Origin of the sequence: Glycocaulis albus (assembly GCF_014639075.1) — a bacterium.
GTDB classification, from domain to species: Bacteria; Pseudomonadota; Alphaproteobacteria; order Caulobacterales; family Maricaulaceae; genus Glycocaulis; species Glycocaulis albus.
Genome location: NZ_BMFS01000005.1, coordinates 174,348 through 194,003, shown reverse-complemented (window position 1 = coordinate 194,003; position 19,656 = coordinate 174,348). Strand labels below are relative to the sequence as shown.

Annotated in this window: 17 protein-coding genes and 1 tRNA gene; 6 read left to right on the top strand and 12 right to left on the bottom strand. The window is 63.6% G+C overall.

Annotated features, from left to right (window positions below):
- Positions 1-432: 432 nt before the first annotated feature.
- On the bottom strand, positions 433-1,212 hold the full coding sequence (locus IEV75_RS07380) for a ParB N-terminal domain-containing protein (protein WP_188451916.1): 780 nt from the start codon (positions 1,210-1,212) through the stop codon (positions 433-435).
- Positions 1,209-1,706 carry a ribonuclease HI gene (rnhA, locus tag IEV75_RS07375; RefSeq protein WP_188451915.1) on the bottom strand — a complete coding sequence of 166 codons (498 nt, stop codon included), beginning with the start codon at positions 1,704-1,706 and terminating at the stop codon, positions 1,209-1,211. The genes IEV75_RS07380 and rnhA overlap by 4 nt, the downstream gene beginning before the upstream one ends.
- Positions 1,707-2,455: 749 nt before the next feature.
- On the opposite strand from rnhA, the gene IEV75_RS14085 reads away from it, so the two are divergent.
- The gene (locus IEV75_RS14085; RefSeq protein WP_505679293.1) at positions 2,456-3,391 is read left to right on the top strand and encodes a DUF8453 domain-containing protein; all 936 of its coding nucleotides are present in this window, start codon (positions 2,456-2,458) and stop codon (positions 3,389-3,391) included.
- Here the strand turns inward: IEV75_RS14085 and IEV75_RS07370 are convergent.
- From IEV75_RS07370 to IEV75_RS07340, 7 genes are all read right to left on the bottom strand, one after another.
- Positions 3,388-4,731, bottom strand: a complete 1,344-nt coding sequence (locus tag IEV75_RS07370; protein ID WP_188451914.1) for a DUF6538 domain-containing protein — start codon at positions 4,729-4,731, stop codon at positions 3,388-3,390. The two genes, IEV75_RS14085 and IEV75_RS07370, sit on opposite strands and share 4 nt — an antisense overlap.
- Positions 4,732-4,839: 108 nt before the next feature.
- Positions 4,840-4,916: transfer RNA gene (locus IEV75_RS07365), tRNA-Met, on the bottom strand.
- A 115-nt stretch (positions 4,917-5,031) separates the two neighbouring features.
- Complete coding sequence (locus IEV75_RS07360) at positions 5,032-7,071, bottom strand: methyl-accepting chemotaxis protein (RefSeq protein ID WP_188451913.1); 2,040 nt, start codon at positions 7,069-7,071, stop codon at positions 5,032-5,034.
- 85 nt (positions 7,072-7,156) lie between these two features.
- Positions 7,157-7,465 (bottom strand): energy transducer TonB, encoded by a 309-nt coding sequence (locus IEV75_RS07355; protein ID WP_233351789.1) that lies wholly within the window; start codon positions 7,463-7,465, stop codon positions 7,157-7,159.
- A gap of 169 nt (positions 7,466-7,634) precedes the next feature.
- Positions 7,635-8,453: a tetratricopeptide repeat protein gene (locus tag IEV75_RS07350; RefSeq protein ID WP_188451911.1), complete on the bottom strand. Its 819-nt coding sequence runs from the start codon at positions 8,451-8,453 to the stop codon at positions 7,635-7,637.
- 41 nt (positions 8,454-8,494) lie between these two features.
- The gene (locus tag IEV75_RS07345) at positions 8,495-9,349 is read right to left on the bottom strand and encodes a hypothetical protein (RefSeq protein ID WP_188451910.1); all 855 of its coding nucleotides are present in this window, start codon (positions 9,347-9,349) and stop codon (positions 8,495-8,497) included.
- Positions 9,350-9,372: 23 nt separating this feature from the next.
- Positions 9,373-10,575 carry an acetyl-CoA C-acyltransferase gene (locus IEV75_RS07340; protein ID WP_188451909.1) on the bottom strand — a complete coding sequence of 401 codons (1,203 nt, stop codon included), beginning with the start codon at positions 10,573-10,575 and terminating at the stop codon, positions 9,373-9,375.
- Positions 10,576-10,784: 209 nt separating this feature from the next.
- Here IEV75_RS07340 and IEV75_RS07335 point away from each other — a divergent pair, with 209 nt between their 5' ends.
- Together IEV75_RS07335 and IEV75_RS07330 are read left to right on the top strand one after the other, a co-directional pair.
- Positions 10,785-11,624, top strand: coding sequence for a glycine/sarcosine N-methyltransferase (locus IEV75_RS07335; protein WP_188451908.1), 840 nt, complete (start codon positions 10,785-10,787; stop codon positions 11,622-11,624).
- Positions 11,614-12,456, top strand: coding sequence for a methyltransferase domain-containing protein (locus tag IEV75_RS07330; protein WP_188451907.1), 843 nt, complete (start codon positions 11,614-11,616; stop codon positions 12,454-12,456). The genes IEV75_RS07335 and IEV75_RS07330 overlap by 11 nt, the downstream gene beginning before the upstream one ends.
- A gap of 146 nt (positions 12,457-12,602) precedes the next feature.
- Here the strand turns inward: IEV75_RS07330 and IEV75_RS07325 are convergent, their stop codons facing one another.
- Complete coding sequence (locus IEV75_RS07325; RefSeq protein WP_188451906.1) at positions 12,603-13,526, bottom strand: SDR family NAD(P)-dependent oxidoreductase; 924 nt, start codon at positions 13,524-13,526, stop codon at positions 12,603-12,605.
- A 149-nt stretch (positions 13,527-13,675) separates the two neighbouring features.
- Positions 13,676-14,458: an enoyl-CoA hydratase/isomerase family protein gene (locus tag IEV75_RS07320; RefSeq protein ID WP_188451905.1), complete on the bottom strand. Its 783-nt coding sequence runs from the start codon at positions 14,456-14,458 to the stop codon at positions 13,676-13,678.
- A 195-nt stretch (positions 14,459-14,653) separates the two neighbouring features.
- Between IEV75_RS07320 and IEV75_RS07315 the strand changes: the two genes are divergently transcribed.
- The gene (locus IEV75_RS07315) at positions 14,654-15,298 is read left to right on the top strand and encodes a MarC family protein (RefSeq protein WP_188451904.1); all 645 of its coding nucleotides are present in this window, start codon (positions 14,654-14,656) and stop codon (positions 15,296-15,298) included.
- Here IEV75_RS07315 and IEV75_RS07310 read toward each other — a convergent pair.
- The gene (locus IEV75_RS07310) at positions 15,293-17,875 is read right to left on the bottom strand and encodes a bifunctional aspartate kinase/diaminopimelate decarboxylase (RefSeq protein WP_188451903.1); all 2,583 of its coding nucleotides are present in this window, start codon (positions 17,873-17,875) and stop codon (positions 15,293-15,295) included. The two genes, IEV75_RS07315 and IEV75_RS07310, sit on opposite strands and share 6 nt — an antisense overlap.
- A gap of 173 nt (positions 17,876-18,048) precedes the next feature.
- Here IEV75_RS07310 and IEV75_RS07305 point away from each other — a divergent pair, with 173 nt between their 5' ends.
- On the top strand, positions 18,049-19,329 hold the full coding sequence (locus IEV75_RS07305) for an alkaline phosphatase family protein (RefSeq protein WP_233351788.1): 1,281 nt from the start codon (positions 18,049-18,051) through the stop codon (positions 19,327-19,329).
- Positions 19,330-19,433: 104 nt separating this feature from the next.
- Complete coding sequence (locus tag IEV75_RS07300; protein WP_188451902.1) at positions 19,434-19,649, top strand: AMP nucleosidase; 216 nt, start codon at positions 19,434-19,436, stop codon at positions 19,647-19,649.
- The last annotated feature ends 7 nt before the right edge of the window (positions 19,650-19,656 follow it).

Genomic DNA, 19,656 nt, shown 5'->3' with positions numbered 1-19,656 from the left:
ACGTCAGGCATCTTAGCATCGGCGCGAGCATCTTTTGTAAAGTCGCCTGCTAGGTTATCCCGCACTTGGCGCTGCTTGATATACTCCTTGAACGTCATGCTGAAGGGCCTCCCATGGCTGATGGTCGATGTCTACACTGGACAGGTTCGTGCCGCCAGTTTCGGCTACCCTGCTGACGGAAGGGAGCCGACTGAGGCCCCGGCCTCCCCCGCTGGGTTTCTGACAGGGTGGCAGGGGGGTAATGGCCCTCCCGCCTCCTATCATACAACCCCTCGGATTTTTCTACCAGAATGCGCCGGGCTTGTGTCGAGGTCCGGTTCTGGCTTCGCCTGCCTACACAGGCCGACACAGTGTGCCGCGTTGACTGTAGCGTCCAATCTGGACAGCTCTGGGCCTCAACGCCTGTGCAGGCAGGGCTTTCCGTAGCCGGACCTAGCTGAAATCATAGCCGTAACCGGGTGCCCGCACGGGCATACGCCGGGGCGCTTCGCCGGTGAGTTTCCAGATGACCGCCTCAGCCGCCTCTCTGGCCGCTTTGGTTCCCGCTGCGTCCACGGCAAGGCTCAATAGGTCGTCGCGGTAACGGGCTGCCTTGCTGGCCAAGTCCTCCGCCTTCCAGTCCCGGTGTCCGCCTGCATCGCTCGCCTTATCGGCGTCTTTCGCTATGGCGTCGGCGACGGACGGGAAGTCCGCCCGCATCCAGTTGTGGATGGTCGATTTCGAGACGCCGGGCAGCTCCTTTGCGATCTCCCGGTATCCCTTGAGCGGTCCCCGGCGCTTGCCGCCTTTGCGGTGCTGGCAGGCGTTCACGTAGCGCCTGAACACCTCGCGCTTCTCGCGTCTGGTGAGGTTGCGCTTGCCTGTCCAGTTCATCTGGCCTGCCCGCCAACGCGCCTCATGGACGTCCTTGAGCTTGCCGATGGAAACCACCGCTATGCCGTCCCCGGTCTCACTGTCCGGGTCACGGGCGCGCATGAACGCCTCGTATCGGTGCAGACCGTCGATCAGGGTCCAGCGTCCATTCAGCAAGGCGACGGTGACCGGCTCAATTTCCGCTCCGGCTTTGAAGGCCAGGGCGATTGCTGTCACGGTCTTTTCGTGGGCCTTTCCGCCTTCCCGGCAGGTGATCTCACGGTCAACGTGAAGCCACTCAGGCGGCAAGAAGGTTGGTACTCCGGTCTCCAGCGCCGGGGGTGTCTGAGGCGCGTTCATGCCGAAACCTCCAAAGCCGTGCGCTCGTTCACGGTCTCGCCATGCGCGCCCCGGTAGGCCAGAGCGTCCGCTTCATCGTTGCCGGGATGGCCGGAGTGACCCTTGACCCAGCGAAACTCCACAGGACCGGCGCGGCTCGCTAGGAGCGCGTCGAGTTCCTGCCAGAGGTCTTGATTGGCCACGGGCTTTCTCGACGCCGTCCGCCAGCCGCCTGCCTTCCACCGGGGAAGCCGCTCTGTGACGCCCTTGGAGACGTACTCGCTGTCGGTGACGATGATGAGCGGGCGCATCGTCTGGCGAATGGCCTTCAGCGTCTCGATGACGGCCTGCAGCTCCATCCGGTTATTCGTGGTGTCCGGGCTATGCCCGCACGCGACCCGCTTGGCGCGGCTATCGCGGATGACGATGCCCCAGCCTCCGGGGCCGGGATTACCGAGGCAAGCGCCGTCTGTGTAGGCGGTGATCGGCTCAAGGCCGTATGCTGACGTTGTCATGGGTTGGGTTTCCGTTCGCGGTTGGACAGAACTTCGCGAGGCGTCAGACAAGACAAAGGCCCCACCGGGATTACCGATGAGGCCTTGCCATGCGCCTCCCCGTCAGGAGGCGGTCCCCCGCGAAGGGATGAAAGAAGGGAGAAGCGAGCGCCAACGGGCTGGGCTTTCCATCTAGTGAGGGGATTGGTGTTGGACCCCTCCAATAACTCTGGGTTTTGGGCCGACGCGCTTTCCACATAGTGTCGTTCTTGGAGACCAGCTTTCCATTTAGTGGCGTTTTTGGCCGCCCGGCACTTCTCCACTAACGCGGGGTTTTGAGGCCGCTTCGCTCTCCACTAAGGGGCGCTTTTGACCGCCTGACACTTTTCCCCTAACTCGGGGTTTTGGATTGCCGTGTGATTTCCGGAAGTTAGAAAAGCCGTCGAAACCGCCTTGATCCGGTGACGGCAGAGGCAAAACCCCACCCCTCAGCGCCTCCTGTGGACCCACTTAGCCCCCGCATCACGGGCACGCACAGGAAGGCCTTCAGATGGCCTCAGGAGGGCGTTGGGACTGTCGCGGTGGTGAGGTTAGGGAGAGGCGCTGGCGACGCTCTGAGGGGCTTCTAGGGGGTCTTGTGTCTGCGTTGAAGAGAGCGGCGTGCGCCTCAGACAAACTGCCCTCCAGAACCCTCATGAGTGCCGCGCTCTTTTTGCGTGCTTGCACACACCCGTCTGCTAACGTGGGGCTATCTACGTCCCGGAGCGCCCATGATTAGTCCAATCGCACCTGCCATCGCCTCCGTACTGCTGGCCTCAGTGCTGCTTCAAGGCGCGCCTTCGTCAGTGGAGAACCCGCAAGAGGGGGCAGCGGTTGATATAGAAATACTGGACAGGCATCCGGAAACAAGCGACCGCCCTGTGCCACCGTCAGCCACTCCCAGCCTCGAGCCGGTCCCTGATAGGCGGGGGGAGGCAGGCAGCGGATCAAGCACGCTTCCTCCCGGCGCTGTCTTGGCGGCCTCCAGCTGGATTACAGCTTTGGCTACTGTTGTCTTGGCGGTTTTGACAGGTGTTCTGGCTTTCTTTACGTGGCGTTTGTACTCGCAAGCCGCTCAGCCGCAAGTCGTGGCAAATCTAGAGCCTAGCAAGTGGTCTTTTATCCATCTCGATCTTCACGTGAAGAACACTGGCACCGCAACTGCTTTCGACATACGGGTCGCATTCGACCCGCCACTGCCTCGGGCCAAGAACGTGAATGAACCGCCCAGCACTGATGCCCCCTCGCCTGACTTTGAGCCTCCGCTAAGTCAGTTGAGCCTCCTCAAACCGGGTCAAGCAATCAGTTCTTTTCAATGTGCGGCAGCTCACGCCTTGAACAACTCCTACGCGGTCACGGTCACTTGGTCACGACGACCCAGCAGTGTGCGGCGAGAAAAGCTAGAGTATGTCTTAAATCTGGCAGGCATTGCCAACTTGGAACGGCTTGGAGAAGAAAGCCCGGAGGTCCAGACTGCAAAGGAGCTGAGGAGCATTCGTGAGAAATGGGAGCCGATAGCTCGGGGTTCGAAGCGGCTACGCGTCGACAGTTATTCCTCACTAGATCGAGCCAGAGAACGCGCTAAGCAGGAAGAAATATGGGAAGGTCAAAGAGCGGCGCGTGAGGCAGAGCAACCTCAAGCCGTCGCGAGCAGAGAAGAGAACTAACGCCGCGCTTTGTCGGCTCGTCTGGCGAGTTCCTTGCGCGCTTCCTCTAGGCGCTCATCCCACGCCAGCGAGTTCACGGTGTCCCGTAGGCTTTCCACAGAGGTCTTGCTGCCGTATCGCCCGTAGGTCATGCCGGTGGGCTTGTGGCCTGCGATCTTCTGCGCCGTTGCCAGTTGCACTCCTAGCTCCAGCAAGCGGGACAGCAGGGTATGACGGAAACTGTGGAGTACCTTCGCGCGCCCGTTAAAGCCTAGTCCCTTCTTCAATTCTGAAAAGCGGTTGGTGACGCTCTGGCCACTCCACGGGTCCGCCACCCAAGCCTTCACGTCATCCCTGATTGCATCCGGGCACGGCAGCTCTCTCTCCCCGGCATCCGTCTTGGTGGCGTCCCTTGGAATTACGATCCAGTCGCTTTCGGCGTCATACTGCATCCCGGCGATCTCCTTCGCCCGCGCCCCCGTATAGAGCGCCAGACGAATGACACGCGGGAGCTTCCCGCCAGCCTCCCCCGGTAGGGCCTTGGCGGCGTCGAGAAGGCGCACGATCTCCTCTAGGGTCCAAACGTCCCGCTTCAGCGCGTCCTTGGTAGGCTCGAAACGGATGCCGCTCCAGATTGCAGTGTCCAAGTCGAGGTAGCTCCAAAGGGCGGACAGGGCAGAGCGGTGGTTGTTCACTGTCTTGCGGGAGAACCCGGACCCGTCCTCTCCGCCTTCCTCTGCGAGCCACTGAATGAACAGCCGGGCGTCCGTCCGTGTGACCTGTTGAGGCAGGGGCAGCTTGGCCTGCGCTGTAGAGAAGAACCGGCGATACTCCCGCTTCGTGCCGTCCGTAAGGCGCGCCTTGGCAAGCCACCGTTCGCCAGCGAGGGCTATAGGTAGATTGCCCCCCAGCGCCTCAAGCTGCGTCCCGAGCCGCTCGCCTTCCTTGGTCTCCTCAACGAAGCGGTCCCGTAGCTCATCGAATGCCATCCCGTTGCCGTGCGTGTCTATCAGCCCCTCACGGCGTCCCCACGCCCCTGCCGCGTCATCAAGCTGGTCTTCGAGGCGACTAGCGAGAGTGGGAACCGCTGGCGTCACCATCCCGCGCTCAACGGCGCGGCGCTCCATCTCTGCATCGGCTAAGAGGCTCTCAATGCCGCTTGGGTTGCCGACGCGGCGGATCAAATCCCACTCCCGCTCCAGCTCCCGCAAGCGGGCATCTCGGCGCTGCCTTGCCAAGCGGACATCGGCGGTCCTGAGGCTCTCCTCAAGCCACTCCCGGCCTACCTCCTCGCGCACGTCGAGAGGCACCCGTTTACGGAGCTGCCAGACCTTCCCCCGCCGCTTCATATGATGGTTCATAACGCGATACCTTGGCATCCTCACTCCAAGCCCTTGTGGGGCAGTTTGTGGGACACCTCAAGGCTGGAAAGCTGAATAAGTTCAGAGATATAATGACTTAGGGAAAAGTGGTAGCGGGAGAGAGACTTGAACTCTCGACCTCAGGATTATGAGTCCTGCGCTCTAACCAGCTGAGCTATCCCGCCACAAGGGGGCTACCCGCTGCCGCGAACCACCGGCCCGCAACAGAGGCAGCGGATATACGCAAAGGCCGGGGCAGAGGCAAGCGCGCGCGCTCACCTTGCTTCAGCCCATGTCAGATCAGGCCGCGCGCACACCTTCGAGGAAGCGGGCCACGGCGCTGCGCAGCGTTCCAGCCTCCTGGGTCAGCCCGTGGGACGCCTCGTTCACCTGGGCGGCGCACTGGCCGGTTTCCGAAGCCGCCGCGTCCACGCCCTGAATGGCCTGCGACACGCGGCGGGTGCCGCCCGCAGCTTCCTGTGCGGAGCGCGTAATCTCCTCGGCGGCGGCGCGCTGCTCTTCCATGGCGGCAGCAATGGCGGTGGAAATCTCGTTCATCTCGCGGATCACCGTTCCGATGGCGGTGATGGCACTGACGGCCTTGCCGGTCGCGCTCTGGATGCCGTTGACCTGTTCGGAGATGGAACCGGTTGCGCGTGCAGTCTGCTCGGCCAGCGTCTTCACTTCCGATGCAACAACGGCAAATCCCTTGCCTGCCTCACCGGCCCGCGCGGCCTCGATGGTGGCATTCAGGGCAAGCAGATTGGTCTTTTCCGCGATTTCATTGATGAGGCGCACCACGCCGTCGATCCGGCCTGCAGCCTCGCTCAGCGCTGTGACGTCGGCACTGGCGCCGGAGACTTCATCGGCTGCACTGCGCGCAATGGTGGAGGAGCGCGAAATCTGCTGCGCGATCTCGGCGATCGAGGACGTCATTTCCTCGGCGGCCGCCGCAACCGTGTCGACATTCTGGGCAGCCAGTACACCGGCCTCGTTGACTTCGGCTGTCTGGCCGGCCGCGCTGTGAGAGCTTTCGGTGAGCGCATTGGCCGCCATTTCCATTTCACCGGCGGCGCGCGATACCGCTTCGAGCGCGCGGCCGGAGGTCGATTCAAACTCCTGCACGAGCGCTTCGATGGCTCTGGTCCGCTTCTCGCGCGCAGCGCGCTCCGCTTCGCTCTCACTGGCCAGACGGACGCGCTCAATCTCGTTCTCGCGCAATATGGCGACCGCGCGCGCCATGTCGGCGATCTCGTCCTGGCCCTCATCGTTGAGCGCCTGTCCGGTATCGCCCGAGGCCAGCGCCGTCGTGGTGCGAGAGATGCGTGTGAGGCGGTTAAGCAGGTTGTTGTTCACATAGATCCAGCCGATGACACCGGCGATCACCACCGCGCCGATGGCCATCACGATCAGCAGTATCTGACCTGACAGAACAGCCGTGAAGCCATTCGCGCGGGCAGAGTCGGCAAGTGCATTGGCCTCGGAAACCAGCTGCTCCACCTCGGCGGCGAGCAGGGCGTGCGCAATGCGCGCATCTTCAACGGCATTCGCGGCCACAATCTCGGATTCAATTTCGGTGCGGCGCAGCGCAAACACGCCTTGCGGGCCTTCCCCGCGGGAGATCAGCGCTTCACTGGCATCGGTAATTTCCTGCGTGGCCGCCCCGCCCAGAATGGCGAGATTGACAAGAAGCTCGTCCATGGCGAGCTCGAACCGGTCTTCGACATTGGCCACTTCGTCCACCGACAGGGCCCCGTCCAGCTCCGCGTATTGCGTAAGAATCAGGTTGAGATCGATCATGAGGCGCAAGAAGGTTTCCAGCTCGGCCTGACCGGAAGCATTTTCAAGAGCTTCTTCCAGCGCCGTGACGGCCGAAACCCGGTCGCTGATGGCAAAGCTGATCGCATCAAGACGCGCATTGCGGGCTTCAAGGTTCGCGGCAGTCGGCGCATTTGCGGCCTCGATACCGGCAGCCAGATCATCGAGCAGGGCTGTCAGGTTACCCGCGCGGGCATCGTCCAGCCCGGCTTGCGAGAGCGCCGACACCGCAACACTGGCATTATTGTAAAGTGTCTGCAGGCGCGCCTCCGATGCCGCCATGTCGACGGTGTCCACCGACCGCGCAAACGCCGCCAGCTCGCCGGTGGTGGCGCTGCTGGCTGCTTCGAGTGCGCCCGCCGCACTCGCCATGGGCGCAGCCTCATCAACCACTTCGCTCAGCGCGCCACGCGTGCTCTGCAGGGCTATGACGCCGGCCAATGCGGCAGCAACCCCCACCAGCGCTACAAGGGCAAACGCCCCGTTCAAACGTGTCTGCACCGAGTGAAGGTTGAACTTCATTTTTAGCCCCCGTTAAGGTTAACGCCGCAGGCGCGAATAAAGGCGGCCGGGAATCACCCCTGACGCCGCCTTTTCGTCTTAGGCTCTAGCCTGCAAACGCAAAGTTAAAGACCTGCTCAACGCCTTCGGTCGTCTCTTCCGCCGGCGCGTATTGCCATTGCTCCAGGGCGCGCAGCACAGCCCGGTCAAAAACACCGGCCGGTGTGGCTTCAACAATCTCGACATCGGAAACGGTGCCTTCCGGCGTCACGTTGTAGCGCACCGAAACCTCGCCTTCGAGATTGCGGCGCTCGGCGCCACGCGGATATTCCGGGGCCACGACATTGACGGCTTCACGCTCGTTCATTGCCAACGCCGGAGCAACGAAAAGGCCCGAAGCGAGAACAGCGGCCATGCAGACAGATTTCATGATTTTCATGATTTCACCCAACCCGTTAGTGAGCCGCTTGGATGCGGCTTTTGATGAACACCCAGCCGGAGTTGTGTCCGGCAGGACGTGTTCTATCAGGAAGGGGTTTCCGCCAGTTTAACCGCCCGGACCAAAATCAGGCCGGTACCTCTGGCTAGTCGAGGTCACCTGCCGCACGGCGCGCAGCCAGCGCCTCTCCGTCGGTACGGGCGCTGTCCGCGGCAACGCGGAACAGCTCGGCCGCTGCAGCTGTATCGCCTTGCGCAGCCCGCAGGCGGGCAAGGCCCAGTGCCGCGCCGTAATGGCCCGGCTCAAACGCCAGCACGCGCTCGTAGAGCGTTATGGCATCGCCAGTCCGGTCTGCCCCGGCGAGACAGTCGCCATGAGCGGACATCGCATTGAGATCCCAGGGCGTGTCTTCGAGCCGGGACCCGCTCTGCTCGCATACTCCCCCTGCAGCAGCCAGCGAGGTGGGAGGGGCGGCAGCCGCGTCAGCGCGCGTGGCCGGTGCAGCATCTGCTGCGCGGGCAGCGTCATCCGACGCTGCCATACCGGTGTCTGAGGCCGCGCGGGCGGCAGCCGCACCGGCGACCGGACTTAACGGGACCGGAGCCAGCGCCACCCCTTCGAGTGACACAAGAATACCGCCTTCACCCAGGAAGGCGTGTGCTCCGCTCCACTGGCCCTCAAGCACGAGCGTGCAGCCACCCTCCCCGCTTGTAGCTGTGTGCAGCCGGGTCAACGGGCGCCCGGCAGGAGGCAGGATTTCGCGGGCCTCGCAGGCAAAACCCGCCAGTTCAAGCTCCAGCGCGCCGCCACGGGAAGAAGACGTCATCGCCAGAGGCTGACCATCAAGGGCGAGCCACAAATCCGCAGACCCTTCGCCGGCGCTGGCAAGCCAAGCATCGGTGATGGCTGCCGGCTCGGGCTCAGCCTGGTTCAACGCAAGAAGGGCAAAGGCCAGTTTGAACATGAGTGGCAAGCTGGCGTGAGTCGGGCAGTATGCGCGAGACTTCAGCCGACCGGCGTTACAGCGCAGGCATCATGGGCCAGCGCGCCGAGCGTCCGGCCTTCAGCATCACGGACCCGTTCGTAGAGATAGCATCCTTCAGCGCCTGCCGGCATCCGGCCCGGCAGATAATACGGATCGCCCTCGCCCGGCAGCAGCGGTTCCCCGGCCGACACGGCGCGCCAGCGCACCCGCCCGTCGGTGTGGGTACAGTCAAACCGGCCATTGCCGGGATATTCGAAGCGTACAACCTCGTTGCCATTTTCCCGGTAGGCCAGACTAACCCGGCGTTCGCCCGCTCCACGTACATGAGCAAGGGAGGATACAGCGCTGTCCGCGCGGCAGGCCTCGATAGCCGGCAGGAATTCGCCAATCGCGTGCGTCCAGCGCACATGCGGTCCGGTTTCGCGCGCGCAGCCCTCATAGCTCCGCCCGCCAACCTCCAGCCAGGCAAACAGGCCATAGCGGATATCGCCGATGGCACACGGGCCGGCTTCCAGCGCCAGCGCGATCTCACCATGCCGGTCCAGCCGTCCCTCATAGCGCTGCACCCCGTCCGCCAGCCAGGGCTCGGCCATGGACAGGCGGGGCATAAGAAGGGCCGCAGCGCCGGTGTCTATAACGGTATCGATCTCCACACCGCCATCAGGGGCTTCGTCGAAAACCAGTTCGGCAGTGAAGCCCGGCCCTTCGGCGATATAGCCCGAAAGCTCAGGCCGGGACGGCTCGCGCGGGGTGAAACCTGGCCCGGCCGGCATTGGCGAAAATGCGCTCTGCAGCCCGCCGGACGTGGTGGGCGCGCAGGCAGACAGTCCTGCCATCAGGGCCGAAAGCCCCGCCAGAAGCGTGATGAACCGCATGCGCCCCTCCCCCGTTTGAACAGCTAGTATACCTCGAACAGGCCTGCCGCGCCCATGCCGCCGCCGACACACATGGTGACGACCACATATTTCACGCCCCGGCGCTTGCCCTCGATCAGGGCGTGGCCAACCATGCGCGCGCCGCTCATGCCATAGGGGTGACCGATGGAGATGGCGCCGCCATTGACGTTCAGCCGGTCGTCGGGAATGCCCAGCTTGTCGCGGCAGTAGATGACCTGGACGGCGAACGCCTCATTCAGTTCCCACAGGCCGATATCGTCCATCTTCAGGCCGTTGGCTTTGAGGAGTTTCGGCACGGCATAGACCGGGCCAATGCCCATCTCGTCTGGATCAAGACCCGCCACCGCGATACCGCGATAGGCGCCCAGCGGAGTAAGGCCCCGGCGCTCGGCCTCTTTGGCTTCCATCAGCACGCTGGCGGACGCACCATCGGAAAGCTGGGAGGCGTTACCCGCGGTGATGAATTTGCCTTCCTTCACCTTCTGGCCATTGGCGTGCACGGCTTTCAGGCCCGAGAGGCCCTCCAGCGTGGTATCGGCGCGATTGCCCTCATCCTTTTCCAGCTTGGTGTCGACAATGGAGATCTGGCCCGTGGCCTTGTCCATCACGCCCATCTTGGAGGCGAGCGGGACGATCTCGTCATCGAACTTGCCCGCAGCCTGCGCGGCGGCCGTGCGCTGCTGTGATTGCAGGGCGTATTCATCCTGCGCCTCGCGTGAAATCTTGTAGCGCTCGGCCACGATCTCGGCCGTTTCCAGCATGGACATGTAGAGATCGGGGCGGTGCTCATTGATCCAGGGATCAAACGCGCGGTGCAGGTTCATGTGCTCGTTCTGGACCAGCGAGATGGACTCAAGACCACCGCCGACCGTCACCGTCATCCCGTCAGAAATGATCTGTTTGGCGGCAATCGAGATTGCCATCAGGCCAGAGGCGCACTGACGGTCGACCGTCTGGCCGGCAACGCTGGTCGGCAGGCCGCCGCGAATGAGGCACTGGCGCGCGGTGTTCTGGAAGGTGGAGCCCTGCTGCATGGCAGCGCCCATCACCACATCATCGATTTGCGCGCCTTCAACACCGGCACGCTTCACCGCCTCGGCGATGACATGGCCGCCGAGTTCCTGCGCCTGGGTGTTGTTGAAAGCACCGCGATAGGCCCGGCCAATGGGTGTGCGGGCGGTAGATACGATGACGGCTTCACGCATGGGGTGTCTCCTCGAAATCGGGTGCGGTGCCTTGATCGCCCGCATTCACGCCCAGTCTTAGACCCTCAGCGCTGCGGATCAAAGCTTTCCATGGATGACGGTTACATTGGCGCGCCGGATCGCCTATGGTCCGCGCGCTCACACCGTTCCGTCCCCCGCGCGAATTGCTGATCGAAGAGGGGGCAAAGCAATTTCAAGGAGGCCTGTCCATGACCGGCCCTGTGGAAACGCGCGTCCAGACCGGCGCAGAGCCAAAAGCCTCGAAGCAGAATTACGGCGATGACCCGCTGAAGGTCCGCGAGTCTGATCATTACCGCGAGGAATACGTCAAAAGCTTCGTCGAAAAATGGGACGAGCTGATCGACTGGGACGCCCGCGCCGAGAGCGAGGGCCAGTTCTTCATCGACATTTTGCGCGCGCGGGGAAAAAAGTCCGTCCTCGATGTCGCTACCGGCACCGGCTTTCACTCAGTGCAACTGCTGAAAGCCGGGTTTCAGGTCACCAGCGCGGACGGCTCGGCGGAGATGCTGGGCAAGGCGTTCGAGAATGCCCGGCGCCGCGGCCTGGTCCTGCACACGGCATTGGCCGACTGGCGTGCTCTCAACCGCGACATTCACGGGCGCTATGACGCCATTATCTGCCTTGGCAATTCCTTCACGCATCTGCATGACGAGAATGACCGCCGCCGGGCACTGGCCGAGTTCTACGCCGCGCTGAAACATGACGGAATCCTGATCATGGACCAGCGCAATTATGACGCGATCCTCGATGTCGGCTTCGACAGCCAGCACAAGTATTATTATTGCGGCGATCAGGTATCGGCAGCGCCCGAGTATGTGGACGACAGCCTGGCGCGCTTCCGCTACGAGTTTCCCGACAGCTCGGTCTATCACCTTAACATGTTTCCGCTGCGCAAGAATTATGTGCGCGGGCTGATGAAGGAAATCGGCTTCCAGAAAGTGCGCACCTACGGCGACTTTCAGGAGACCTATAACGATCACGACCCGGATTTCTTCATCCATGTGGCGGAGAAAAGCTATGCAAGCTGATCTGCAACAGGCCGTGAAGACAGCTGAAACCTATTATGACAGCCATGATGCCGACCGCTTCTACGCCCTGATCTGGGGCGGAGAGGACATTCATGTCGGCCTTTATGATCACGCGGACAGCCCGATCCGCGAGGCGAGCCGGAAAACGGTCGCCCACATGGCGTCAAGGCTGGCCGGCCTGAAGCCCGGCGCGAGGGTGCTTGATCTGGGAGCGGGCTATGGCGGCGCGGCGCGCTATCTGGCCCGTGAGCATGGCGCGCATGTGACCTGCCTGAACCTGTCGGATGTGGAAAACGCCCGCAATCGCGAAATGACCGCCGGGCAGGGCCTTTCAGACCGGATCAGTGTCGATCATGGCGCGTTTGAAGACCTCGCCTACCCCGATGCCAGCTTTGACATCGTCTGGTCGCAGGACGCGTTCCTGCACTCGGGCGACCGGGAGCGGGTCCTGAAGAATGCGGTCCGTGTCCTGAAGCCCGGCGGAGAAATCATCTTCACCGACCCGATGCAGGCCGACATTGTGGATGATCCGGCCGCACTGCAGCCGGTCTATGACCGCATTCACCTGTCCAGCCTCGGCTCGTTTGCCTTCTACCGGCGCAGCCTGCAGGCGCTGGGGCTGGAAGATGCGGGCTGCGAGGCAATGACCGGCCAGCTTCGCACCCATTATGCCCGTGTGCGCGCAGAGCTGATTGCCCGGCGCGGTGAGCTGAAAGGTGAAGTGTCCGACGCCTATGTGGACCGGATGCTGGAAGGGCTTACCCATTGGGTGGAGGCCGCCGGCAAGGGGCTGCTGGCCTGGGGCGTCATCCACTACCGCAAGCCGGGTTAGGGCGGTCGAGCCTGGTTTTCCCTCGCGCTTCGAGACGCAGCCAAGGCTGCTCCTCAGCATGAGGGAAAACTTCACCCGCCCTCATCCTGAGGGCGGGTGAAGCGAGCGTCTCGAAGGACGAGGGCGATACGCCGGTGCGAAGCTGTCTACCCCAGCTTCACGCCGGCAGCAGCCGCCGCCTTGGTGATGAATTTCATGGTCTGCTGGCCGCCCTGCTCATAGGGCTCCTGCCCCTTCGCATCCACGATCTGGTCGAAGTGCTTTGCGATGTTTTCAGGCGTCTGCTCGGCAGGGGGCAGGAAGATGCCGTCCGTCTCATAGATGCGGGTGGCGGCATAGCCACCCGCACCAGCGCACAGCACCGTGCGGCTCGGCGCATCCTCGCTGACAAGATAGACCAGCCCCGCCGAAACGCTTTCCACCGTCATCAGCTTGAGCGCCTCTTCCGGGATCAGGCCTTCGGTCATGCGGGTGCGCGCGGTGGGGGAGAGCGCGTTGACGCGGATATTGTTCTTCGCCCCTTCCAGATGCAGCACATTCATGAAGCCAACCAGGCCCATCTTGGCCGCGCCATAATTGGACTGGCCGAAATTGCCGTAAATGCCCGACGACGAGCTGGTCATCACCACGCGGCCATAATTGGCCTCGCGCATGATCTCCCACACCGCCTTGGTACAGGTCGCCGCGCCCATCAGATGCACGTCCACGACCGCCTTGAAATCCTCGAGCGTCATCTTGGCGAAGCTCTTGTCGCGCAGGATTCCGGCATTGTTGACGAGGATATCGACCCGGCCCCACGTCTTCATGGCGCTGTCCACCATGTCGGCGACTTCATCGGCCCTGGTCACGTTGGCGCCATGGGCGATCGCCTCGCCGCCGTTTTGCGTGATCTCGTTGACGACCGCCTGCGCCGCACTGATCGAGCCGCCCGTGCCGTCCACCGCCCCGCCCAGATCATTGACCACGACTTTCGCGCCGCGCGCAGCCAGTGCCAGCGCATGAGAGCGGCCAAGCCCTGCCCCTGCGCCCGTGATAATGGCCACTCGGCCGTCAAACCGGATATCGCTCATGGATGTATCTTCCCCTGGTTACATTTGCAGCTCTTGCTCAGGCAGTGCGTCCGAGCCGGTTTTTGTTGCGGATATGCTCCGCCTTTTTGTCCGGCGAAGCGAAGCGCTTTTTTTGCTGCGATGCAACAGGGAAGGGAAGCAGGCCGATCCTAGCCCTTGCCGAACTCCGGCGTGCGCTTTTCCAGAAAGGCGCGATAGCCTTCCTGGAAGTCGGCGCTTGAAAACGCCTCCAGGAAAAGTGCGCGCGTGGCATCATCATCTTCGGCCTGCCCGGCTTCGACGAGCGCGATGAGCTGCTTGGTCACCCGCGCCGAGCTCGGAGAGGTCGCGGCCAGCAGGGCGGCATAGGCCTCCACCTCGCCGGCCAGACGATCCACCGGCACCAGACGGTTGATGAGCCCGGCGGACAGCGCCTCCGGCGCGTCCAGCAGCCGCCCGGAGAACAGCATGTCCTTGGCGGTGGGAACACCCACAGCGCGGATCAGGCGCGCGGTATCGTTGAGGGTATAGACCAGGCCCAGCTTGCCCGGCGTGATGCCAAAGCGCGAGCCTTCCGCCGCAAAGCGCATGTCACAGGCGAGGGCGAGGCCGCATCCGCCTCCCACACAGGCACCCTCAATCATGGCAAGGGTCGGACGCGGGAAGGCCGCCAGCGCATCCAGCGCTGTGGCTATACTGCGGGAATAGGCCTCTGCCCGCTCCGGCGTGGCGTAGACTTGCTCGAACTCGGAAATGTCGGCCCCGGCGGCAAAGCTCCCTCCCGCCCCGCTGACGACCAGAAGGCGCGCCTCATCATGGGTCAGAGCCCGCTCCAGCAGGACCGGGATCAGGCCCCACATCGCTGCGTTGAGCGCATTGCGCTTGTCAGGACGGTTCAGAATGAGGTGCGCGGCCGCGCCGCGCACTTCCAGCCGGATCGGATCAGAACTCATCGCCAATGCCTTTTCTGCCTTGCTGCCGGAATAGCCGGGCGATACCGGTGCGGCAATGTCTGACCAGACATGAGCCCCGCTTTTTCACATAGCGGCAATGCCGCGATGACGGTGAGGCGAAGCTTGCGCCGCCTGCCATGAACGCGTAGTGGCAGCCGCGTCTGATCAAACAAGGGCAGGGACGCCGTCAGGGCCATGGAAATCGAGTTCTTCAGCCGGTTCATCGCTGCGCTTTTCGCGATGATCAACCCGCTTGCCGCCATGCCGGTCTTTCTGTCCCTGACAGCCGGAAACACACCGCAGGCGCAGCGCAAAATGGCCTTTCAGGCAGCCATTGCTACCGTAATCGCCTGTTTTGCCATCGCGATTGCGGGCAAGTTCGTGCTGGGCCTGTTCGGCATCGCCATCGACAGCTTCCGCATTGCGGGCGGCATTTTGCTCTTCACCATCGCGCTGACGATGATTTCCGGCGCGCGCCACAGCTCCAGCGCGGGCACCGAACGCGAGCGCGCGACGCAGGAGAATATCGACAATCCGGCGATCTACCCGTTCACCATCCCGATGACGGTTGGCCCCGGCACGATCACCACGCTGATCATCTTCTCCGAGCAGGCCTCCACCAGCCCGGTGAAGATGGGGGTGTTCGCCGCTGTCGTGCTGATCGTGGTCGGCCTGCTGCTGGCCTGCCTCCTGATCGCGCCCTTCCTGGACCGCATGGTCTCGCACAGTGCGCGCACGGTCTCCATCCGCATCATGGGGATCATCCTCGCCGCGCTGGCGGTCGAGTTCGTGATCACGGGCCTTCGCGGTTCAGGCCTGATCGCGCTGAACGGCCTATAGCGCCTGCAGCACTGTCTCGCCGGCCGGTTCGCGCAGATTGTAGCGTGAGCTCATCACCGCGCCGTAGGCTCCGGCCTCGGCAATCAGGATGACATCGCCTTCGCGCGTTTCCGGCATAAGCCGGTCTGCTCCCAGAAGGTCGGCGCTCTCGCAGATCGGTCCAACAATGGAGGCCAGCCCTGCCGGGGGCTCGCCGAGCCTCGACAGGTTCACGATCTCGTGGCGCGCGCCATAGAGCGCGGGGCGGATCAGCGAGTTCATGCCGGTGCTGATGCCGATGAAGCGCGTACCGAAGCTCGTCTTCACTTGCGTGACACGCGCGAGCAACACGCCGGCCTCAGCAACCAAGTAGCGGCCCGGCTCCATCCATAGCTCCACGCCGTCAAGAGCGCGCTTCACGCCGCCCAGCTCCCGGTCGACCTCGGAGAGGTCGAGAACAGGCGCGTCGGGGCTGTCAGGCACGCCCAGCCCGCCACCCACATTGAGGATTTTCACACCGCCAATACCGGCGGCGGCCTCGCCCAGAATGCGGCCGATCTCGCGCCAGTGCCCGGCCTCGGTAATGCCCGAACCCGCATGGGCGTGCAGCCCCTTCACCACCGCCCCGGCCGCTTTTGCCAGCTCCGCCGCATGACCCAGCTGTTCCAGCGGAATGCCGAACTTGGCCTTCGGACCGGCGGTGCGCACATGCTCGTGATGGCCGCGCGGGCGGTCCGGATTGACGCGCAATATGATTTCCTTGCCCGCAAACAGGTCCGGCCATTCGCGAAGCGGGTGCAGCCCGTCAATCGTCAGATGCGTGCCGAACTCCAGCGCCGCTTCATATTCGCTGCGCGGGGCAAAGTTGGGTGTGAAGAGGATGCGGCTTGCCGGCAGGGCGGGCAGGGTCTCGCGCACGCGCGCCACCTCGCCCATGGATACACACTCAAACCCGATGCCGGCGGCCTCGACGGTGCGCAGCACATCGGCGTGCGGATTGGCCTTCATGGCAAACCAGGCCGCATCGACGTGCTTCAGGCCGGCGACCGCATTTGCCCGCGCAGCCACCGTTGCCGTGTCATAGACATACATTGCGCCGGCCGAAGGCGCGATATCGAGCAGGTCCTGCCTGCGCACCTCCCACCACGGGGCAGGACGCGCCGGGGCGGATGCCTTGACCGCCGGGGCGCTGATCTCCGCCCAGCTCGGCCCGAACACGCGGTCCTCGGGAACCTGCCCGATCAGGCTTTCATGCAGGTTCTTGGCCAGCGCCGCGCCATCGGCCTCGTCCACGACGACGGTAAAATTGAGGTCATTGGCAGCCTGGCTGACCAGATGCACCGGCTTTTGCTGGAAAGCCTCAAAGGCAGGGGCCAGCTGATGCAGGATGCGCCGGATACCGTAGCCGACCATCGAGACCGCCGCCTTGCCCTCTTCGATACGCACCCGGCAGAGCGGGGCCAGTGCCGCGCGCAGCATGTCGAGACGCGCCGCATCAAGTCCGGGATCGGGATCAAGCGAGACGGTGACATTGGTTTCCGAGGTAGACACCTGATCGACGGAAATCCCGCAATGCTTGAAGGCGGCAAAGATGTCGGCGAGGAAGCCCGCCTGGCGCCACATGCCCGAGCCTTCCATCACGACCAGGCGCACGCCCGTTTTCACCGATACCGCCTTCAGCCGCGGCGCGTCATCGCCCGGTTCACCGGTGATGCGTGTACCGGGCAGATCCGGTCGGAACGTGTCCTTCACCAGCATCGGGATGCCCGCCCGGCGCGCCGGGCCGACCGAGCGCGGATGGAGCACCTTGCCGCCCATCGTGGCGATTTCCTGGGCTTCCTCATAGCTGAGCGCGGTCAGCATGCGCGCGCCATCGGTCAGGCGCGGATCAGCGCTGAAGAGGCCGGGCACATCGGTCCAGATTTCAACCCGCGCGGCGCCTGCGCGCGCTGCGAAATAGGCCGCCGACGTGTCAGACCCGCCCCGCCCGAGCAGCACGGTGCCGCCCCCGGCGCGCGAGGCGATAAAGCCTTGCGTGAGGACCACATCATGAGGCGCCAGCCGCGCGATAAGCGCCTCATCGCGCTCTTCGCTGACGGCATTGTCGAGCCAGCTGCGCGTCTCGTCATGGGTATTGGTGCCGGTCAGCACCTCGCGCGCGTCCAGGCCTTCGGCCGCAACGCCGAGTTTCGTCAGAAGCGCGAGACCCAGCGCCGACGCCATCAGCTCGCCCAGCGCCATGGTCTCGGCACGTACGCGCGCACTGGCCTCGCCGACCAGCGCCATACCGGCGGTCAGCGCATCGAGCCGCGCGAACCACGGGGCGAGTATCGCCGGGCCATCCAGCCCCGCCTCGCTGGCGAAATCGAGATGGCGCTGGCGGATGGCTGCAGCGGCGGCCTCGCCCTCGCCCGCCAGCGCCAGACCGGGCAGGGCCTCAAGCAGGTTGGAGACGCCTGAAAGTGCCGAGTGCACAATCAGCACGCGCTCCCCATCGGCGAGGCGTTTTCGGGCCAGGCGCGCAATGATTTCCCAGTTTTTCGGGCGGGCAACCGAAGTGCCGCCAAACTTCATCACGATGAGGGAACGCGCCGTCATGGCAGTAACCTTGTCTGAACGGGCCGGAAAGGCCGGCCGGAAACCTTTCCTTTAGCGTTTATGCTGCGCTGCGCAACGGGTAGAGGTAATTGCACTTCACACGGTGTCATGCCAGTGACACGCCGCCGCGTTATCGACAGAGACATATTCCGGCCTGAGACAGGGAAAACACGATGATGCCGATCCGCAAGCTTCTCACCCTCGCCGCGCTGATGGCGCTTGGCGCCTGCACCAGCACGGATACGGGCCGTGAAACCGCTTCCACCCCGGCAGAGGAACCGATCGTGCTGATGATCGGCGTGGACGGGCTGACAGCCGACGCGCTGGACCTGTTCGAGGCACCCAATATGCAGGCGCTGGCGGCACGCGGCATCCGCCCTGAGGGCATGATACCGGTAATGCCGACCAAGACCTTCACAAACTTCTACTCCATCGCGACCGGCCTCTATCCGGAAGATCACGGCATGATCAACAATCGTCCGTTCGACCGGGAGCTGAACGAGGGCTTCGTCAACCCGATGAGCGCGCAGGACAGCCGCTGGTGGGCCGGCGAACCGATCTGGATCACGGCCGAGCGTCAGGGGCTTCCCACCTCCATCATGTTCTGGCTCGGTTCCGAAGTGGAATTTGCGGGCGACCGGCCAACCCGCTGGACCCCCTATGAGCACAACAAGCCCTATGAAGAGCGCGTCGAGGAGGTGCTCGCCTGGTTTGACGGGCCGCAGGAATTGCGCCCGCGCTTTGCGGCTGTCTATTTCGACCTCGTCGATACGATCGGTCACCGAACAGGCGCCAACACGCCCGAAGTGGGTGAAGCCGTCGCCACGGTCGACCGCCATATCGGCGATATTCTGGCGGGGCTGGAAGCGCGTGGCCTTCTGGAGCGGACCAATATCATCATTGTTTCCGACCATGGCATGGCCACCAATCCGGAAGACCAGGTTATCCATTTCGACCAGTGGGTCGATCTGGACACCGTTTACGTTCCGGAAGTCGAGGGACGCAGCGGCAATGGATTCCACCCCTTCGTGAATGTCTATGGCGAAGCTGAGGCCATCGATGCTGCCTATCAGGCCCTGCAGGGTGCCCATCCGCACATGCGTGCCTGGAAGCGCGGCGAGATGCCGGACCATTTCCGTTTCGACCACCCCACACGCGGACCGGACCTGTTCATACTGGCCGATCCAGGCTGGACGATGACCGCTCGTGATCTGCCGATGGGCAGTCCATGGCGGTCGGTAGGCGAGCACGGGTACGAGAATACGCACCCGCTCATGCATGCCGGCTTCATCGCGGCCGGACCAGCCTTCCCGGACGGCGCGCGCCCGGAGCTGTTCGAGAACATCAATGTGTATCTTCTGATCGCCTGCATTCTGGATCTGGAACCGGCCGAAACCGAGGGTGATCCAGCTGTGGTCTCGGCTCTGACCGGCGGGCGCTGCGAGGTGGAGTAGATCGCGGACGCAACCCGCTTTGCCACCTTCCCCGCTTGGCCTTCGCGAGCGGACGGGCTATCGAGGTGGGGACGAGTCTGTTTGCCACCGGGAAGGAATCCTTCATGTCCAACGCGCCACACCGCATCACCTTCATTGCCTCGACCTTCTCCGCTGCGGCGCTGGAGTTTCATCGCGGCCGCATGTCGGAGCGCGGCTACCGCATGGAAGGGCGGATCGAACCCACCGTATTCCAGCGGATCAATGATGACGGTTCGACCAGCGACGAGTTCGGTGGCGAGCCGGTCTTCACCGTGACCTTTATCAAGCGCGACGAATAGGAAGGCT

Excerpts from the sequence above, each read along its gene's own strand:
- IEV75_RS07315 (WP_188451904.1), top strand. The coding sequence starts at position 14,654 with ATGGAAATCGAGTTCTTCAGCCGGTTCATCGCTGCGCTTTTCGCGATG.
- IEV75_RS07345 (WP_188451910.1), bottom strand. The coding sequence starts at position 9,349 with ATGCGGTTCATCACGCTTCTGGCGGGGCTTTCGGCCCTGATGGCAGGA.
- IEV75_RS07310 (WP_188451903.1), bottom strand. The coding sequence starts at position 17,875 with ATGACGGCGCGTTCCCTCATCGTGATGAAGTTTGGCGGCACTTCGGTT.
- IEV75_RS07330 (WP_188451907.1), top strand. The coding sequence starts at position 11,614 with ATGCAAGCTGATCTGCAACAGGCCGTGAAGACAGCTGAAACCTATTAT.
- rnhA (WP_188451915.1), bottom strand. The coding sequence starts at position 1,706 with ATGACAACGTCAGCATACGGCCTTGAGCCGATCACCGCCTACACAGAC.
- IEV75_RS07300 (WP_188451902.1), top strand. The coding sequence starts at position 19,434 with ATGTCCAACGCGCCACACCGCATCACCTTCATTGCCTCGACCTTCTCC.
- IEV75_RS07360 (WP_188451913.1), bottom strand. The coding sequence starts at position 7,071 with ATGAAGTTCAACCTTCACTCGGTGCAGACACGTTTGAACGGGGCGTTT.
- IEV75_RS07355 (WP_233351789.1), bottom strand. The coding sequence starts at position 7,465 with ATGGCCGCTGTTCTCGCTTCGGGCCTTTTCGTTGCTCCGGCGTTGGCA.
- IEV75_RS14085 (WP_505679293.1), top strand. The coding sequence starts at position 2,456 with ATGATTAGTCCAATCGCACCTGCCATCGCCTCCGTACTGCTGGCCTCA.
- IEV75_RS07380 (WP_188451916.1), bottom strand. The coding sequence starts at position 1,212 with ATGAACGCGCCTCAGACACCCCCGGCGCTGGAGACCGGAGTACCAACC.
- IEV75_RS07305 (WP_233351788.1), top strand. The coding sequence starts at position 18,049 with ATGATGCCGATCCGCAAGCTTCTCACCCTCGCCGCGCTGATGGCGCTT.
- IEV75_RS07340 (WP_188451909.1), bottom strand. The coding sequence starts at position 10,575 with ATGCGTGAAGCCGTCATCGTATCTACCGCCCGCACACCCATTGGCCGG.
- IEV75_RS07325 (WP_188451906.1), bottom strand. The coding sequence starts at position 13,526 with ATGAGCGATATCCGGTTTGACGGCCGAGTGGCCATTATCACGGGCGCA.
- IEV75_RS07370 (WP_188451914.1), bottom strand. The coding sequence starts at position 4,731 with ATGAACCATCATATGAAGCGGCGGGGGAAGGTCTGGCAGCTCCGTAAA.
- IEV75_RS07335 (WP_188451908.1), top strand. The coding sequence starts at position 10,785 with ATGACCGGCCCTGTGGAAACGCGCGTCCAGACCGGCGCAGAGCCAAAA.
- IEV75_RS07350 (WP_188451911.1), bottom strand. The coding sequence starts at position 8,453 with ATGTTCAAACTGGCCTTTGCCCTTCTTGCGTTGAACCAGGCTGAGCCC.
- IEV75_RS07320 (WP_188451905.1), bottom strand. The coding sequence starts at position 14,458 with ATGAGTTCTGATCCGATCCGGCTGGAAGTGCGCGGCGCGGCCGCGCAC.